This window comes from Xanthomonas sp. NCPPB 3761, assembly GCF_041475705.2.
Lineage (GTDB): Bacteria > Pseudomonadota > Gammaproteobacteria > Xanthomonadales > Xanthomonadaceae > Xanthomonas > Xanthomonas phaseoli.
In genome coordinates, this window is the sequence record NZ_CM191262.1 from 4,765,758 (window position 1) to 4,781,242 (window position 15,485).

Consider the following 15,485-nt stretch of genomic DNA (forward strand, 5'->3'; position numbering starts at 1 on the left):
TTTGCGCCACCTCACAGCTTGTACGCTTGCTTGGGTAGGCGGTAGGCCAGGTCGATCGCCACCTCGGTTGCCTCGTCCTCGTCCAGCCGATGCTCGGCAACCAGTTTGGCCAGGAAGGCGCTGTCCACGCGCCGTGCCACGTCGTGCCGCGCCGGAATCGAAAGGAATGCGCGGGTATCGTCGTTGAAGCCCACGGTGTTGTAGAAGCCGGCGCTGGCCAGGGTCTGCTCGCGAAAGCGCCACATGCCTTCCGGCGCATCATGGAACCACCACGCCGGGCCGAGCAGCAACGAGGGATAGTGCCCGGCCAATGGCGCCAGCTCGCGGCTGTAGCTGGTTTCGTCCAGGGTGAATACGATCAGGCGCAAGCGTGCATCGTTGCCATGCCGGTCCAGCAAGGGCTTCAACGCATGCACATAGTCGGTGCGCATCGGAATATCGGCACCCTTGTCGCGTCCGTACCGCTCGAACAGCTGCCGGTTGTGATTGCGGAAGCAGCCCGGATGCAGCTGCATCACCAGGCCGTCGTCCAGGCTCATCGCCGCCATTTCGGTCAGCACCTGCGCGCGAAACAATTCCGCCTGCTCCGGCGTGGCCGCACCGCGCACCACCGTATCGAACAGGCGCTGCGCCTGCGCCGGCGACAGATCGGCGGTCGCGGCGTTGGGGTGCCCGTGATCGGTCGAGGTGGCGCCATGCGCGGCAAAGAACGCGCGCCGCTGCCGATGCGCACGCAGGTAGCCGTCCCAGGTCAGCACGTCCTCACCGGTGAGCGCGCCGAACTGCTCCAGCGCGCCGGCAAACTGCTCGTGCTCCGGGTCCACGACCGGGTCAGGGCGATACGCCGTCACCACCCGCCCCTGCCAACCGCTGGCGGCAATGGCCGCGTGGTGCTGCAGCCGATCCAGCGGCGATTCGGTGGTGGCGATCACCTCGATATTGAAGCGCTCGAACAGCGCACGCGGCAGGAATGCCGGCGTTTGCAGCGCGGCGGTGATGTGGTCGTAATAGTGATCGGCGGTGCCGGCATCGAGGCGGACACGCAAATCGAAAACGTCGTGGAACACATGATTGAGCCACAGTGCCGACGGCGTGCCGCGCAACAACGCGTAGTGCTCGGCAAACACGCGCCATGCCGCCCGCGGGTCGACTGCTGCGCGGGTGCCATCTGCGCGCGGGATGCCTAGGGCATCGAGGTCGATGCCCTGGCTGTACAACATGCGGAATACATAGTGGTCCGGCACCAACAACAGTTCGGTCGCGTTGGCGAACGCTGCATTGGTGGCGAACCAGGCGGGGTCGGTGTGGCCATGCGGGCTGATGATCGGCAGCGTTGCCACCTGTGCGTACAGGCGGCGGGCGATCGCGCGCGTGCCGGGATCGGCCGGCAGCAAACGATCGGGATGCAAGGACAACACGGAAGAACGCATGATCGATATCAGCCCTATGGACAGTGAGGAGGAAGCCTGGTCAGGGCTTGCTGGCAACGTAGCTGCGTAGCCAGGTCAATGCCGGGCGTTCGCTGCCATCGTAATTAATCAGATACGCACCTTCGCTGTCGCGCCACAGACCGTGACGGAAGCCCCACAGGTTCACCCCACGCACGGCCGGGTGCTCCCAGAACAGCGGGAAGATGCGCTGGTAAGCGGCCAACTGCTCTGCATCGGTACGCCCGTCCAGGTCGAACTCGGTGATGTAGATCGGCAGCCCGGTGGTGGCCAGCAGGTCCAGGTTGCCGCGCTGCACCGACACCGATGCATAGGACGTCTCGAAGGAGTGTCCCTGGATGCCGATCGCATCGATCAGGTGTTCTTGCTGCAACAGCTGGATGGTCCGCAGATACTGCTTGGCAGCGGCGGTATCGCCGGTGATGCCGTAGTCGTTGATCATCAGCTTGGTATGCGGGAAATACTTGCGTCCCAGGCGGAATTCCTCAAGCACCCGGTCCACGCCGGTCGCCCCGGTACCGCCCAACGCCTGCAGATAATTGCCCGAATTGGCGTTACGGTTGTCGGGCTGATTGTGGTTCGGCAGCGTCTCATTGGCCACCTGCATCAGATCGATGTCGGGGTAGCGCTGCGCAATCGCGGCAAACCAGTGCTCGATCGCAGCAAGCTGCTCGTTTGGCGGCAGGGTGCGCACCCACGTCGGCTGCTGTGCACCCCAAAGACCCACGTGGAACTGGAACTGCATATGGTTGCGCTTGGCCAGCTGATAGGCCTCGTCGAGCGGGCCCCAATTCATCTGGCCGCGCACCGCTTCGACGCTGCCCCATTTGCCCGCATTTTCGGGAACGGCGGCGTTCCAGTAGTTGGTGAAGCCCTGCGCTTGCTGTGGGCTGTAGGCGCTGCCCAGGGCGCGCTGCTTGCCGGCAGCGATCGGCCCGGCAACAGCGGACGCACAAGCGCCCAGCAACAGCACAAGCGTGAGTGGGTAACGGAGTTTCAACATGTTTGCATCCTCGATAAGTGAGCAAGGCAGTCACGGAAAGGCCAGGTACGCTGACGTGCGCCGGATCGACGCCAAAGTGCGCAGACACCTGTGAACCGCGTCTAGGCCGGTTGCTCCACTCGCGCCGGCTGCCCCGTGGCACCAGGCGGTGCACCACCGCCAGCGCCAGGAAGTAGGCCGCACCCGCCGCAAAAAAATATCGGAATGTCGCTGCCGATGGCCTGCAAAACGAAACCAATGAAAAGGGCGATCGCCATGCCGCCGAGGCCGGCGACTGTTGCACCTGCGTGACAGGCAGGCGGGTCGGACAGCGGCGTCAAAAGACACGCCCAATAGCCTTGTCGTGCGGCAGTGGTCAGCCCGATCAGCACGACGACCAGCCACGTAGTGCATGCAGCCCGCGCGCCAACGTGAAGCCATCGGCACGAGGCCGGGACACCACGCAAACCTCTGTGAGCGCGGCGCGCATCGGCCATTGTCATGGTGCAGGTGTCCCGGGATGGGCCGCAACGTAATCGCGCAGCCACGTGAGCGCGGGACGTTCGGTGCCGTCGGCGCGGATCAGATACGCCGCTTCCTTGCTGCGCCACAAGCCGGGCCGAAAGCCCCACAAGGTGATGCCATGCACGGCCGGGTGTTCCCAGAACAGCGGGAACACCCGCTTGTAGTCGGCCAGTTGCTGCGCATCGGTCGGCCCGTCCAGATCGAACTCGGTGATGTAGATCGGCAGGCCGGTGGCGGCCAATGCATCCAGATTGTCGCGATGCACCGACATCGTCACCTCTGACGTGGTCTCGAAGGCATGCTCCTGCACACCGATGGCATCGACCAGCTTCTCACCCCGCAGCAGCCGCACGATCTGCAAATACTTCTGCGTCGCCTGCGCGCTATTGGTGATGCTGTAGTCGTTGATCATCAACTTGGTGTGCGGAAAATGCTGGCGCGCAAGCCGAAACGATTGCAGCACCCATTCCCAGCCGCTGTCGCCACTGCCTCCCAACGCCTGCAGATAATTGCCGCCGCCGGTATCGGCCTTGCTGGGCGGGTCGTTGAGGGGCTCGTTCACCACCTCCAGCAGCGCGATATCCGGGTAGCGCTGCGCAACGGCGGCAAACCATTGCTCGATCTCGCGGCGCTGCTCGGCCGGCGGCAAGGTCTTGATCCACTCCGGCTGCTGGTTGCCCCACACCATGACATGCATCTGGAATGGCATCTGATTGGCCTGCGCGAACCGGTATGCCGCATCCAGCGTGCTCCAGTCCATCTGGTCGCGCACGGCCTCCACACTGCCCCATTTGCCGCCGTTTTCCGGGGTGAGCTTGTTCCAGTACTGCGCAAACCCCGGTGCCTGCTGCGCGCCGTACGCACTTCCGAGGAACTTGGACGCGGTCGCTGCCAGCGGTGCCGCGTGTGCTGGCGCAGCCATGCTCGCCGCCATCAACAGCCCCAGTGTTACTGCGCGCATATGCATAAGCTCACCTCAGGATGATGTCGGCGCTGGATCGGCAGGCAACTGCGCCGGCTCCAGCCGCGGCACCAGCGTGTGCACGACGGCCAATGCCAGCAGGTAGGCAGAGCCTGCCATCAGGAACACCGGCACATAGCTGCCGGTGGCTTGCAACAGGAAGCCGATGAAGGTGGCGATCAACATGCCGCCCACCGCACCGGCAAAGCCGCCGATGCCCACCACGGTGGCGACCGCGTGGCGCGGAAACATGTCCGAAGGCAGCGTAAACAGGTTCGCCGACCAGCCCTGATGCGCGGCGGTCGCCAACCCGATCAGCGCGACCGCCAGCCACAGGTTGTCGGCGCGTGCGGCAAAGACGATGGGCACCACCGAAACCGCGCAGATCAGCATCGCGCTCTTGCGTGCGCGATTGACGCTCCAGCCACGCGCGATGAAACGTCCGGCCACCCAACCACCGGCAATGCTGCCGATATCGGCCAGCACGAAGATCACGATCAGGGGAACGCCCAATTGCAGCAGGCTCAAGCCATATTCGGCATGCAGAAACTTCGGCAGCCAGAACAGGAAGAACCACCAGATCGGGTCGGTGATGAACTTGCCCAGCACAAACGCCCAGGCTTGCCGATGCCGCAGCACCTGTAACCAGGACAGCCGGCGCTGCACCGGCTCATGCGCATCGCTGCGGATATGCGCCAGTTCTGCGGCAGACAACCGGGGCTGCTGCTCCGGCGGGTGATAGCTGAACCACCACACCGCCAACCAGGTGGCACTGAGCACGCCGGTGAACAGGAACGCCGCCTGCCAGCCCCAGGCGGTGGCAATCAACGGCACCAGCAATGGGGCGACGATGGCACCGATATTGGAGCCGGAATTGAAGATGCCGGTGGCCAGCGCGCGCTCACGGCGCGGGAACCATTCGGCCACCGTCTTGAGCGCTGCAGGAAAGTTGCCCGATTCGCCCAGGCCCAGGAAAAACCGCGCAATCGCAAACCCCACCACGCTGGTGGCCAGGGCGTGCCCCATCGCCGCCAGGCTCCAGAGGCCGATCGCGAGCGCATAGCCGAGCCGAGTGCCGAAGCGGTCGATCACCGCACCGCTGCACAGCAAGCCCAGCGCATACGCCGCCTGGAATGCGGTGACGATATAGCCGTACTGGATTTCGTTCCAACCGATCTGGGTCTGCAGGAACGGCGCCAGCACGCCCAATACCTGGCGGTCCACGTAGTTGATGGTGGTGGCGGCCAACAGCAAGGCGCAGACCCGCCAGCGCACCCGGCCGAGTCTTGCCGATGCAGCCTCCGGCGCCGCGGCGGGCAGCTCGCTCATGCGCGTGGCCTGTGCAGGCGCGCCAGCGCGCCGGCGTGTTGCACGGGTTGGCCGATGTGGTGCGTGCGTGCACCCGTCAGGTGCCGGCCGGGCCCGTCGCTGGCGTGTTCTTCGGTTCGATTCATCGACCACTGCACCTGCACGAAGGTGGCCTTGCGCCACGGATGATAGCGCTACCATTACCACGGCATCGCGATAAATCCATCGCGCAGTGCAGCACTGCGCCCCCGTACGCAAGCGCCTCTGTCGCGACGGCGCGGGTTGGCCGGCGGCTTGCCGACACGTCCACGCTTCCATGCTGCCCTGCAGCGTGATGTTCCGAATTTGTTAGCGCTAACATCAAATGCACTGATCGTCCGTCTCCCCCATCGCACCATCGTCGCGCCGCGCAGCGGCAGCGACACTCCCTGCGCAGGGGCGATGCGTGGGACATCTGCTACCTGTTAGGGAAGGGATTACGGTGAAGAACAGCTACGCACGAACCGCGTTGTCCTGCGCGTTGGGATCCATCCTGCTGGGCATGTCCGGCACTGCCGCCTGGGCACAGTCCGCCGATGCCCAGGGCACGGCGCAAACCCCACCCGCCACTGCCGGCAATAATGATGCGGTGACCCAGCTGGATACCGTCACCGTGTCCGGCTACCGGCGCAGCATCCAGTTCTCCACCGACGCCAAGCGCGATTCGGTCGGCTTTGCCGACACGGTGTTCGCCGAAGACATCGGCAAGTTTCCGGACATGAATATCGCCGAGTCGCTCAACCGCATTCCCGGCGTGCAGCTGGCGCGCGACGTCAATGGCGAAGGCCTCAATATCGCCATCCGCGGCCTGGGCACCAGCTTCACCAAGACCACGCTCAACGGCGCCAGCATCGCCACCGCCTCGATCGGCCTGAATGCGCAGAACCAGAACCGGGAAGTCGATCTGAATCTGTTCCCCACCGAATTCTTCACCCAGCTCACGGTGAGCAAGACACCCACCGCGAGCATGCTCGAAGGTGGCGTTTCCGGCGTCGTGGACATGCGCAGCGCGCGCCCATTCGATCGCCCCGGCGTGCACTTCACCTATCAGGCGCAGGCCGACTGGAACAGCACCAGCGAAAAAACCACCCCACGCGGGGCCTTCATGGGCAGCTGGACCAATGAAGCAGGCACCTTCGGCGCTTTGTTCGGCGTGGCGTCGGTCCGCAGCAAACTCGGCGTGCGCGGTTTCGAAAGCGTGGGCTGGACCAACCCCGGCCTCACCTACACCCAGTGCGGCCTCGCGCCGCCGGCAGGCACGCCAGCCACCAACCAACCGGCGGCGTGCAACGTCAATGGCGGCGGCAACTGGCGCATTCCCGACACGGTGCCCGCCACTGCCGGCAGCGGCCTCACCACCGGCGAAACCATCGACGCCGCCTGGCTGCTGGCGCGCAACCCGGGGCTGAGCATCGACCAGATCAGCGATGCGCTGATCCCGCGGCTGGGCCGCAGCGTCTACATGAGTGGCGATCGCGACCGCGATGCGTCGGTGATGTCGCTGGAATGGCGCCCTTCCGACAGCATGCATTTTTACCTGGACACGCTGTACTCCGAAGCCGAGCGCACCACCGAGCGGATCAGCATGAATCTGATCGGCCGCAACGGCAACATGATCCCGCTCGGCATGCAGCTGGATCAGAACAACGTGGTGACCAGCGCCACCTTCGCCAACGCGCAGTACTTTCTGGAAGCGCGCCCGTACCACGAAAACGTCAAGTTCTGGAGCGTCAATCCCGGTGCGGAACTGCTGTTTGGCGCCGAGCAGGACATCAAGCTCAATGTGCAGGCCAATGCCACCCGTAGCTGGCTGGCACGCGAATCGCCCAGCATCCTGGTCACCTCGCCGTTCACGACCGTGGACTACCGCAATGAAGGCGGCGACCGCCCCAGCATCACCAGCCCGCTCGATCTCAACGACCCCAACCTGGGCTGGGGCTGGACCGGCGGCCGGGTCAATATCCAGAACGAAAAGCGCCAGACCGAAACGCGCGGCGCGCGCGCCGACCTGCAGTTCGGCGAGGACAAGCGCAACGTCAAGATCGGCGCGTCCTACGACATGGCCGAGCGCACCATCCGTGGCTTCGACAACAGCACCGCGTGGGAACAGGTGGTGTGCCGCGGCAATGGCGGCAACGTGTGCAATGGCGGCGCCGGCTCGGCGATCCCGAACTCGGCCCTGGCCAGCTATCTGAAACCCGGCCCAGGCGGCTTCATCACGGCCGATTTCTCCCGCTTCCTGGCCGACACCAACTACTACGCGCTGCGCGATTCCGCACCGGAGAGCAACTCGGCCAACACCGGCGCTTCGACCGGCGGCATCCGCGAAAAAAATCTGGGCTTCTACATCGAGACCAATGCGGAAGCCGATGTCTGGAACCGCACCATGCGCTTCAACGCCGGCGTGCGCTACGTGACCACCGACCAGACCATTACCGGCCCGGTCACCATCAATGGCGTGCGCAGCGTGCAGGTGCTGGATTCGGACTACAAGGAAACCCTGCCCTCGTTCAACGTGGCCTGGGACGTGGCCGACAAGGTGGTCTTGCGCCTGTCCAGCTCGCGCACGCTGACCCGCCCCGATCCCAGCGCGATGCTGCCCAACACCAACTTCAGCGACCCTTCCGCGCAGACCGCCACGCAGGGCAATCCGAACCTCAAGCCGTACCTGTCGACCAACGTGGATTTCGGCGGCGAGTGGTACACCGGCGGCGAAGGCTATGTGGGCCTGACCCTGTTCAACAAGCGCATCACCGGCTTCACCGTCAACGGCATCCGCCGCATTCCGTTCAACGACCTGGGCGTGAACTACGACACCCTGTTGCCGATCCAGCAGGCCGGCCTGGCTCAGCGCGGCGGCCCCAACGCAGCCACCGTGGATGTGCAGACGCAGGTCAACGCCGATGGCGTGCTCAATATCCGCGGCACCGAAGCCATCTGGGTCCAACCGCTGGACAAGCTGTTCGACGGCCTGGGTTTCAGCCTCAACTACACCCACGTCAACCAGCAGTCCGAAGGCGAAGGCGTGCCGGCGGTGGCCGTCGGTGTCGCACCCAATCTCTGGAACGGGACCGTCTACTGGGAAAAGAATGCCGCCTCGATCCGCCTGTCCTACACCTGGAACGACGACATGGTGATCTCCGGCGCCAACCAGAACGGCATTCCGTATGCGCGCCTCAACGCCGACGCGCGCGGCCAGCTGGATATGTCGGCGAGCTACGCATTGGATTGGCTGCCGTCCAAGCCGCAGATCACGCTCAACGTCACCAACATCACCAACGAACCGTTGCGCACGACCTTCGCCTGGCCCAACGCCACCTACGACCTGTACGAGCCCGGGCGCACCGTCATGCTCGGCATCCGCGGTACCTTTTGAGTGTTGTCGTCACCGGTCGCCGTTCCTCCCAGCGGCGACCGGTGGCGCAATGCGCGCCGCGGCGTTTTCCGCAGCATTCTTCGAGTCCGCCCCACCTCATGAACGATCGGTCACAGCAGCTCTCCTTGCGCGAAAAGATCGGCTACAGCCTGGGCGACCTGGCCGCCAACCTGATCTTCCAGACCTTGGTCACTTTCCTGGCGTTCTTCTACACCGATGTGTTCCGCATTCCTGCAAGCGTGGCAGCGACCTTGATCTTTGTGGTCGGCATGCTGGGCGCATTCGTGTTTACGCCGGTCATCGGCATCCTGGCCGATCGCACCCGCACCCGCTGGGGCAAGTTCCGCCCGTGGATCCTGTGGACCGCACTGCCGTTCGGGGCGTTGTCGCTGGCCGCCTTCAATACGCCCACGCTCGGCGAGCAGGGCAAGATCGCCTACGCCTTTGCCACCTACACCTTGCTGATGCTGGTGTACGTGGCCAACAACCTGCCGTATTCGGCCTTGAGCGGCGTGCTCACCGGCAGCATGGAGCAGCGCAACAGCTTGTCGGCGTATCGCTTTCTGGCAGTGACCTTTGCGCAGTTCATCATCCAGGTGCTGTTGCTGCCGTTGGTGCTGATCCTGGGCAATGGCGACAAGGCGCAGGGCTTTCGCAACACCATGGCGCTGTTCGCTGCGATCGGCACGCTGTGCTTTTTGATCACCTTTTTCACCACGCGCGAGCGGGTGCTGCCGATCAGCGAACAACGCAATAGCGTGCGCCAGGACCTGACCGACCTGGTCCGCAACAAACCCTGGCTGGTGATGCTGGCGCTCACCATCCTGGTCTTCATCAATCTGGCGATGAAGGGCGGGATGTATATCTACTACTTCAAGTACTACCTCGACGCGAATGCGTTGACGCAGTTTCTCGACCATGCCGGCTTCAACCGCTTCATCGCCGGCATCAACAGCGTCCTGACCGGCGCCGGCATGAGCGCGTTGCAGTGGCCACAGGACGCACCGACTTCGGCATTCAGCGTGTTCAGCGCCGGCGGCATCCTGGCGATGATCGTGGGCATCGGCTTTTCCAAACGCCTGGCCGACCGCTATGGCAAGCGCAATGTGTTCGGCGGCGCGCTGCTGATCTCCACGCTGTTCCTGCTGGCGTTCTATCTGTACCCACCGAATGCGATCGGCTGGGTGTTCGCCTCCTACGTCCTGCACGGATATTTCTACGGCATCACCATTCCGTTGCTGTGGGCGATGATCGCCGATGTGGCCGACTACTCGGAGTGGAAGAACCACCGCCGCGCCACCGCGATCATCTTCTCGGCGATGTTGTGCGGCCTGGAGATCGGGCTGAGCGTGGGCGGCGCACTGGTCGCCGGCATCCTGGCGTTTTATGGCTATGACGCCGCGCTGCCGCAGCAAGGCGCGGCGGTCACCAACGGCATTCGCCTGGCCATCAGCGTGTACGCCTCGCTTCCGTTCCTGCTCGGCACCGCATTGCTGGCGCTGTACGAAATCGACAAGACGCTGGAAGCCCGCATCGAACACGAACTGGGCGTGCGCCGACAGGCCGCCCCGCTCGCCACTGTCTGACCTCCCCTCCCACTTCATGCACAGGTACGCGCATGTCCGATGAACTGCAAGCCGCTAATCTGCAGGCGCTGGCGCGCACCGCCATTTCCGCACCGCTGGTGACCCACCTCTACACCGCCGACCCATCGGCACATGTCTTCGACGGTGCGCTGTATATCTATCCCTCGCACGACCTCGATGCCGGCGTGGCCTTCAGCGACGACGGCTCGCATTTCGACATGGCCGACTACCACGTGCTGCGCATGGCGCACCCGGGTGCAGCGGTGGAAGATCTCGGGCAAGTGCTGCATGTGCGCGATGTGCCCTGGGCGCAGCGGCAGATGTGGGCACCGGATGCGGCACAACGCAACGGCAAGACCTATCTGTACTTCCCCGCAAAACGCGCCGATGGCATGTTCCAGATCGGCGTGGCGGTGGGCGATCGTCCCGAAGGCCCGTTCGTCGCCGAACCGCAGCCCATCGCCGGGACATACTCGATCGACCCGGCCGTGCTTGCCGACGACGACGGCGCGCATTACCTGTACTTCGGCGGCATCTGGGGCGGCCAGCTGCAGCACTATCGCGACAATGCCTATGCGCAGACGCATCAGGAACCGGTGGGCGACGCACCCGCCCTCGGCCCACGCGTGGCGCGCCTGCACGCGCACATGACCGAACTGGCCGAACCCAGCCGCGAAGTCGTCATCCTCGACGAACACGGCGCCCCGCTATGCGCAGACGACCACGCCCGCCGCTTCTTCGAAGGTCCCTGGGTCCACCAACACGCCGGCCGGTATTACCTGTCGTATTCCACCGGGGATACCCACCAGATCTGCTACGCCACCAGCGACTCGCCCTATGGCCCATTCACCTACCAGGGCGTGGTGCTCGCACCGGTGGTCGGCTGGACCACGCATCACTCCATCTGCCTGTTCCAGGAGCAGTGGTATCTGTTCTATCACGACAGCGTGCTCTCGGGCGGCCAGACACATCTGCGCAACATCAAGATGGCACCGCTGGAGCATGCTGCAGATGGAACGATCGCGACGATTTATCCGTATGGGGAAGAGGCGGTGTCGCCTTGGTGAGTACCGTTGGGCAACCGGCTGCCTGGACTCCAGCCAGCCGTCATGGCGCGACCGCCATCGCTGAACGACACGTCCTGTCATCGCTGCGCTTCCAAAGCGCGTCATAAGCGTCGTTGCGGCTGATCGTCGACCTGGCGCTCACCGCGCGATGAGCGCGTTTCCGGCATGCGCAGGCGTCGGCGTGGCGCTTGAACGCCGCCGTGACGTACCGGGCGTTACCGTCATCCCACTGGCAAGAGCCAGCGTGCGCCCAGTCCGGAACTGCATCGCATGGGGTTGCATCCAGACCCACTGCAACGCCGTAGGCCTGTCTACGGGTTCTTTCAGGCGGAGGTTGCCATGCGAGGTGGTGCGATGCTGTTGTTGCTGACGTTGGCGGTCTACGGAAGTGCAAGTGGCAGCGAGGCGCGTGCCGCCCTGCCCCGCGCAGACAGCGTCGATGTGCCGCGCTTCATGGGCGACTGGTACGTCATCGCCCATATTCCCACCCGCCCGGAGCGCAAAGCCTACGGTAATCCCCCCGCCCATTAGCAGACGCCAGAAGTGGAATTTTCTCGTCCCCTTTCCCGAGGAGGTTCCATGAAGAAGTCCCGCTTTACCGACAGCCAGATCATCGCCGTGCTCAAGCAGGCCCAGGCCGGTGCGCCCGTGCCGGAGCTGTGCCGCGAGCACGGCATCAGCTCGGCCACGTTCTACAAGTGGCGCAGCAAGTTCGGCGGCATGGACGTGTCCATGGTCGCGCGCATGAAGGAGCTGGAGGAGGAGAACCGCCGGCTCAAGAAGATGTACGCCGAGGCGCAGCTCAGTACCGACCTGCTGAAGGAAGCGCTCGCAAAAAAATGGTGAGGCCATCTCAGCGACGCGAGATGGCCCAATCGGCAGTCACGAGCGGGCGTACGAACATCCGCCACGCCTGCCAGGCCTTCGCGGTGAGCCAGACCTGCTTCCGCTACCAGGCCAAGGCCAGCGAGCAGAACGCCCGGATCGCCGACTGGCTGGTCCGCCTGACGACCGCCCATCGCGACTGGGGCTTTGGCCTGTGCTACCTGTACCTGCGCAACGTGAAGGGCTTTGGCTGGAATCACAAGCGGGTCTACCGGATCTACCGCGAGCTGGAGTTGAACCTGCGGATCAAGCCGAGGAAGCGGCTGGTGCGTGAGCGGCCCGAGCCTCTGGCGGTGCCGGAGGCTATCAACCAGGTCTGGTCGATGGACTTCATGCACGACCAGTTGGCCGACGGCCGCAGCTTCCGGCTGTTCAATGTGCTCGACGACTTCAATCGCGAGGGGCTGGGGATCGAGGTGGATCTGTCGCTGCCGTCAGCCCGTGTGATCCGATCGCTGGAGCAGATCATCGAGTGGCGCGGCAAGCCCGCCGTGATCCGCTGCGACAACGGCCCTGAATACATCAGTGGCGCGTTGCTGTCCTGGGCGCAGCGGCATGGTATCCGGGTCGAGCACATCCAGCCGGGCAAGCCACAGCAGAACGCCTACGTTGAACGCTACAACCGCACCATCCGCTACGCCTGGCTCGCCCAAACCCTGTTCGACACCATCGACCAGGTGCAGGACAAAGCCACCCGCTGGCTATGGACGTACAACCACGAGCGTCCGAATATGGCGCTCGGCGGCATCACGCCTGCCATGAAGTTGGCGATGGCCGCTTAGCTCCACTTCTGGCGACCGCTAAAAGTGGGGGGATTACCCTACGACGCGGTGGAAAGCTACGCGCTGCGACCGGATGGTCGTATCCAGACCACCTTCACGTATCGCAAGGGCAGCTTCCAGGCGCCGCTCAAGTCGATGCATCCAGTCGGCCAGGTGGCGAAGGAAGGCAATGGCGCGCTCTGGCGCATGCAGTTCTTCTGGCCGTTCAAGGCCGAGTACGTGATTGCCTGGCGGGATGCGGGGTATACGCAGACCATCGTGGCGCGCAGCAAGCGCGACTACGTCTGGTACATGGCGCGCACCCCGCAGGTTTCGGATGCCGACTATCAGCAAGCGGTCGAGCTCATCGCGGCGATGGGCTACGACGTCGCGCCGCTACGACGCGTGCCGCAGTCGGCGCGCTGATGCAAAAGCGTCCATCGGGGACCGCACGCCGTGCGGTCCTCGAACCCGTCGAGCGCCTCAGGCGTCTTTCGCGTCCACAGAAAATTCCCATCCATCGTTCAAGCCGCCCAACGGCTTGGCTTCGGTTGCCAAATCTTCCTCGAACGCCGAAATCGCCTTGTACGACGGCACCATGGTCGGATACACCGTCACATCCATGGGAAACGCCGTATTTTCCGGGTAATGACAGCAGCGGACTTTCTGTTCGAAACGCAGCATCTTGACCGAGAACTCAAGCGCCGATTCCTTGCTGGGGAAGACCACTGAAAAAGCGATTTCCCGCGGCTTTGAAAGGTCGACACCTTGCTGTGCGATATGCCAGAGCGTGTCGCCGTTGTCGTCTTTGGGATACAGGTCCAGATTTCGCTGCATAGTTGATTCGCTCCGCGACGCTTTGTGGGCGGGTGAAGAAGTTTACCGCCTCGGCCTGTATGGTGCCCCAACTAAGTCGCGGCCATAAAGTCAACTACAGACGGTAGCTTTAGCGACCTATTTTTTGCGCCATCGATACTCATCGACGACCTGACTGAGATATTAATTCTCGCTGCTTTCCGGAGATCCGGAATTTATGCAATTCGTGACATAAACTTTTGAGGCATGCCATTGATGACCCATGGAGCGCGAGAATTCCAGGCCTGCGTCTTGCCTGCCCGCATGCATCGGTAGCACACTCTTGCACGGAGCGACGTCCCCCCGCCCTGAGTAGCGGCCAGGTTTAGAGTCCGGGGTTGATGATAGCGGCGTTGGCCAACTGTTGGGCATACGCGGAGGGCGTCATGCCGCCAATTGCTTTCTTGGGTCGCTCCTCGTTGTATTCGCGGCGCCAGCGCTCGATCTCGGTGCGTGCATGCAGCAGTGTCGGGAACCAGTGTTCGTTGAGGCATTCGTCGCGCAGGCGGCCGTTAAACGATTCAACGTAGGCGTTCTGATTCGGCTTGCCGGGTTGGATGAGTCGCAACTGCACGCCACGCGCATGCGCCCAGGCCACCATCGCCTTGCCGCAAAACTCCTTGCCGTTGTCCGTGCGGATCACCTGCGGCAAGCCGCGGCGGATGGCGAGCCGATTCAGCACACGCGTCACGCCATGGCCCGCTATTGCGCGCTCCACCTCGATGGCGACCGCTTCGTGCGTGGCGTCGTCCACGATCACCAGACACTTGATCACCCGACCGTCGGCAGTGCGGTCGAACACGAAGTCCATCGACCATACCTGGTTGGCCTGCGATGGCCGCAGCAGCGGCTGACGCTCGCCTACCGGGACTTTCTTGCGCTTGCGGCGGCGGACTTGCAGCTGCTGCTCGCGGTACAACCGCTCCACACGCTTGTAGTTCACGATGCGGCCTTCCTGTCGCAGTTTGAGATAGATCATGCCCACGCCATAACGGCGATGGCGATGCGCCAACGCACCGATGCGCTCGCGCAGCTCAACGTTGCGATCTTCGCGTGGGCAGTAGCGCAGCGCGCTGGCGCTCATGCCGATCGCTGCCAAGGCGCGGCGCTCGCTGGCACCGCACCCCATCCACTCGCGCACCAGCGCACGACGCGCCGGCGCGCTCACCACTTTTTTCGCAGCGCATCCTTGATCAGATCGTTCTCAAACAGCTGCTCGGCCAGCAACTTCTTCAGCCGCGCGTTCTCCGTTTCAAGGTCTTTGAGCCGCTTGGCATCGGGCACGCTCATCCCGCCGAACTTGCTGCGCCACAGGTAGTAAGAGGCCTCGCTGAAGCCATGGCGCCGGCACAGGTCCTTGATCGCCACGCCCGCTTCGGCTTCGCGCAGGAAGCCAATGATCTGTTCTTCGGAAAAGCGCTTCTTCACGTCCAATCTCCTCGGGGTAGGGAATTGGACTCCAAACTGCGGTGCTACTCAAAATCGGGGGGACGTCGGGAGCGTAGCAACTCCACAGATAGCGGTGCCCACCCCCGTAAAGCGGTAGTTTTTTGTGCCTGAATGTCTGGGCACATACTCGGCGTTTCCGCGTCGGGAGGGCGGCGAATACAACACCCGCAAGGGAAATAAGCCCGCCGGCTATCTGCGGTTGCTAACCTCCCGGCATCCCGCCGCATCGTGCGGCGGGAGCCT

Annotated in this window: 10 protein-coding genes and 3 pseudogenes; 6 read left to right on the top strand and 7 right to left on the bottom strand. The window is 63.8% G+C overall.

The features are described 5' to 3' along the window. Nucleotides 1–11: 11 nt before the first annotated feature. From uxaC to ACCQ00_RS20665, 5 genes and pseudogenes are all read right to left on the bottom strand, one after another. The gene (gene uxaC, locus ACCQ00_RS20645; protein WP_039570644.1) at nt 12–1,430 is read right to left on the bottom strand and encodes a glucuronate isomerase; all 1,419 of its coding nucleotides are present in this window, start codon (nt 1,428–1,430) and stop codon (nt 12–14) included. 40 nt (nt 1,431–1,470) lie between these two features. Further along, nucleotides 1,471–2,451 (bottom strand): endo-1,4-beta-xylanase, encoded by a 981-nt coding sequence (locus ACCQ00_RS20650; RefSeq protein ID WP_080950334.1) that lies wholly within the window; start codon nt 2,449–2,451, stop codon nt 1,471–1,473. A gap of 133 nt (nt 2,452–2,584) precedes the next feature. Continuing rightward, nucleotides 2,585–2,861, bottom strand: a pseudogene (locus ACCQ00_RS20655) (MFS transporter); the annotation flags it as partial. A 68-nt stretch (nt 2,862–2,929) separates the two neighbouring features. Then, complete coding sequence (locus ACCQ00_RS20660; RefSeq protein ID WP_372354019.1) at nt 2,930–3,922, bottom strand: endo-1,4-beta-xylanase; 993 nt, start codon at nt 3,920–3,922, stop codon at nt 2,930–2,932. A gap of 9 nt (nt 3,923–3,931) precedes the next feature. Further along, nucleotides 3,932–5,245 (bottom strand): MFS transporter, encoded by a 1,314-nt coding sequence (locus tag ACCQ00_RS20665; protein WP_017155201.1) that lies wholly within the window; start codon nt 5,243–5,245, stop codon nt 3,932–3,934. Nucleotides 5,246–5,705: 460 nt separating this feature from the next. Between ACCQ00_RS20665 and ACCQ00_RS20670 the strand changes: the two genes are divergently transcribed. From ACCQ00_RS20670 to ACCQ00_RS20695, 6 genes and pseudogenes are all read left to right on the top strand, one after another. Continuing rightward, nucleotides 5,706–8,639 carry a TonB-dependent receptor gene (locus ACCQ00_RS20670; RefSeq protein ID WP_039570637.1) on the top strand — a complete coding sequence of 978 codons (2,934 nt, stop codon included), beginning with the start codon at nt 5,706–5,708 and terminating at the stop codon, nt 8,637–8,639. A gap of 98 nt (nt 8,640–8,737) precedes the next feature. After that, a complete protein-coding gene (locus tag ACCQ00_RS20675; protein WP_372354020.1) occupies nt 8,738–10,225 on the top strand; it encodes an MFS transporter in 1,488 nt (495 codons plus the stop codon). Between the two features lie 32 nt (nt 10,226–10,257). Further along, nucleotides 10,258–11,292 (top strand): glycoside hydrolase family 43 protein, encoded by a 1,035-nt coding sequence (locus tag ACCQ00_RS20680; protein WP_039570631.1) that lies wholly within the window; start codon nt 10,258–10,260, stop codon nt 11,290–11,292. Nucleotides 11,293–11,631: 339 nt separating this feature from the next. Next, nucleotides 11,632–11,802, top strand: a pseudogene (locus tag ACCQ00_RS20685) (lipocalin family protein); the annotation flags it as partial. Nucleotides 11,803–11,871: 69 nt separating this feature from the next. Beyond that, nucleotides 11,872–12,959, top strand: a protein-coding gene (locus ACCQ00_RS20690) for an IS3-like element ISXac2 family transposase (protein ID WP_099770635.1) whose coding sequence is annotated in 2 segments (ribosomal slippage) — nt 11,872–12,124 and nt 12,124–12,959 — 1,089 coding nt in all. Because the reading frame shifts where the segments join, the coding sequence is not laid out codon by codon here. A gap of 39 nt (nt 12,960–12,998) precedes the next feature. Then, a pseudogene (locus ACCQ00_RS20695) lies at nt 12,999–13,364 on the top strand (lipocalin family protein); the annotation flags it as partial. Between the two features lie 57 nt (nt 13,365–13,421). Here ACCQ00_RS20695 and ACCQ00_RS20700 read toward each other — a convergent pair. Both ACCQ00_RS20700 and ACCQ00_RS20705 read right to left on the bottom strand, forming a co-directional pair. Further along, a complete protein-coding gene (locus tag ACCQ00_RS20700; RefSeq protein WP_039575212.1) occupies nt 13,422–13,775 on the bottom strand; it encodes a ribonuclease E inhibitor RraB in 354 nt (117 codons plus the stop codon). Between the two features lie 343 nt (nt 13,776–14,118). Next, nucleotides 14,119–15,221, bottom strand: a protein-coding gene (locus tag ACCQ00_RS20705; protein WP_099770619.1) for an IS3 family transposase whose coding sequence is annotated in 2 segments (ribosomal slippage) — nt 14,119–14,963 and nt 14,963–15,221 — 1,104 coding nt in all. Because the reading frame shifts where the segments join, the coding sequence is not laid out codon by codon here. Nucleotides 15,222–15,485: the final 264 nt, after the last annotated feature.

Bases quoted from the DNA above. Each gene is read 5' to 3' on its own strand.
- uxaC (WP_039570644.1), bottom strand. From the start codon at position 1,430: ATGCGTTCTTCCGTGTTGTCCTTGCATCCCGATCGTTTGCTGCCGGCC.
- ACCQ00_RS20650 (WP_080950334.1), bottom strand. From the start codon at position 2,451: ATGTTGAAACTCCGTTACCCACTCACGCTTGTGCTGTTGCTGGGCGCT.
- ACCQ00_RS20660 (WP_372354019.1), bottom strand. From the start codon at position 3,922: ATGCATATGCGCGCAGTAACACTGGGGCTGTTGATGGCGGCGAGCATG.
- ACCQ00_RS20665 (WP_017155201.1), bottom strand. From the start codon at position 5,245: ATGAGCGAGCTGCCCGCCGCGGCGCCGGAGGCTGCATCGGCAAGACTC.
- ACCQ00_RS20675 (WP_372354020.1), top strand. From the start codon at position 8,738: ATGAACGATCGGTCACAGCAGCTCTCCTTGCGCGAAAAGATCGGCTAC.
- ACCQ00_RS20680 (WP_039570631.1), top strand. From the start codon at position 10,258: ATGTCCGATGAACTGCAAGCCGCTAATCTGCAGGCGCTGGCGCGCACC.
- ACCQ00_RS20700 (WP_039575212.1), bottom strand. From the start codon at position 13,775: ATGCAGCGAAATCTGGACCTGTATCCCAAAGACGACAACGGCGACACG.